Annotated in this window: 1 protein-coding gene; it reads right to left on the bottom strand. The window is 63.9% G+C overall.

Features of this window, described 5'->3' with window-relative positions; genetic code table 11:
* Positions 1–651: 651 nt before the first annotated feature.
* Positions 652–1,488: a F510_1955 family glycosylhydrolase gene (locus ACWDTD_RS20485; protein WP_449748949.1), complete on the bottom strand. Its 837-nt coding sequence runs from the start codon at positions 1,486–1,488 to the stop codon at positions 652–654.
* Between the last annotated feature and the right edge of the window lie 84 nt (positions 1,489–1,572).

Here is a 1,572-nt window from a genome sequence, read left to right on the forward strand (position 1 = left end):
ATCCAGCCCCTACCATCTATCGCCACCGCGAGACTGCAGACCTTGAAACCTCTTGCTGGGGAATATGATCAATTCGATATTGACGGTATCCAGTAGGAAAGTGAAAAAGTCATCCGGGGCGCAGCCCTGAAACCCGCAGGGCGGATTAGTTTTTCACGCCTTGCGGGCCGCGACTGGAGGTAAGAGAATGAGTCAGGGCAACGCAAACCAACTCAGCCCGAAGGGCGTCACTGTGCGGCGTAGCCCGCTCCGATCAGGTGACGGCGGAGCCGGCAGACAGACCGCAACCCACCGCGGCCGGCGACCTCTCGTCAGGGGGCGCGGGCACGCCGGACGCACGTGGCAGACGTGGTGATTGTGCGGGAGCGACGCGGGTCCGGGAGGGCGTGGTGTCGCGGCAGCGCAGAATATCCGCCAGCAGGGTGACGAATCACATGCGACGCAACATTTTTCGCCGATAACTACGTTACGTCATCACTGCGGCTACCAGGACAGCCGAATGGCGGGGCCTTCGATGGCCGTCCCCGCCCATGGCGATCTGACAGAGGGGGTGCCCGGGCAACCTAGCGGTTGTCGCGAGGAGTGGGTGAGATCTAAAACGCTCTTCCGGATCTCAGTCGCCTCCTTCCTTCGTTGCTCCCCACGAGTCCGTTAGCTGAGCGTGTATAGCGATTGCCCATTTGCGGCGTATGCAGTTTCGGCGTCTCTGGCGACCAGCGCGGTGACACTGCTGATGGTGCTGCGTTGTTCCCAGTGTGTGCCGTCTGGGCTGCGCCAGACGGTGTTGGCGGTGTCAATGCCCCAGAGCGTGCCATCGGGTGCGGCCGCCAGGAGGGCTAGGGCTGGCGCATCGGGGACGATTGTGAAGGTCTGGGCGTCGTCGGTGCTGTGTTGCAGGCCATCTGGGGTGGTCGCCCAGACGCCGTGGTCGGTGATCGTGAGTGCTGCTGCGGCCAGGGACGCGCCGGTGGTCCAGCTTGTCCCGTCGTCGGTCGATACGAGCAGGCGGTTGATTCCGTCGAAGCCTACGAGTAGTTGTCCGTTGGTGGCGAGCGCGTGGAAGTCGATTTGGCCGGCCACCGATCTCGGTGTCCATGTCTGCCCGCCATCTTCGCTGGCGACGAGTCCCAGCGGGTTGGGTGCCGAGCTCGTTGGACCTGGATGGCCGGAGGCGAAGAGCCGGTCAGAGCCGGGTACCCCGGTCAGTCCCATGAAGTCGTTGTCGGAGGCGCCGACCCGGCTGGTGGTTCCATCTGCGGTGAGAGCGACTACGCCGGTGTGAGTTCCGGCCAGGATGGTGCCGTCGGCGCGGATGTGCAGGGCGTGGAGGTGGTCGAGTTCTGGGGTCAGTGTTGTGGCTGTCTCTGCTGAGATTGCCGGCGGTGGTAGAGATGTGGGTTGTTCCTGGGTGGCACAACCGGTCAGCACAGTCAGCGTGGCGATGACTACGACCGCAACAGTGCGGATGGACAGGCTCGAGGCAGGCAAGCGGCTAGGACTTTCGTGTGGATAGGGCCGTGTTCGGTGGTGGCGGCGCTGGATGGTGTGCTCGGTGTGGCGGCGAGACCGGGA

The sequence above is a fragment of the Gordonia sp. NPDC003425 genome (genome assembly GCF_053588635.1).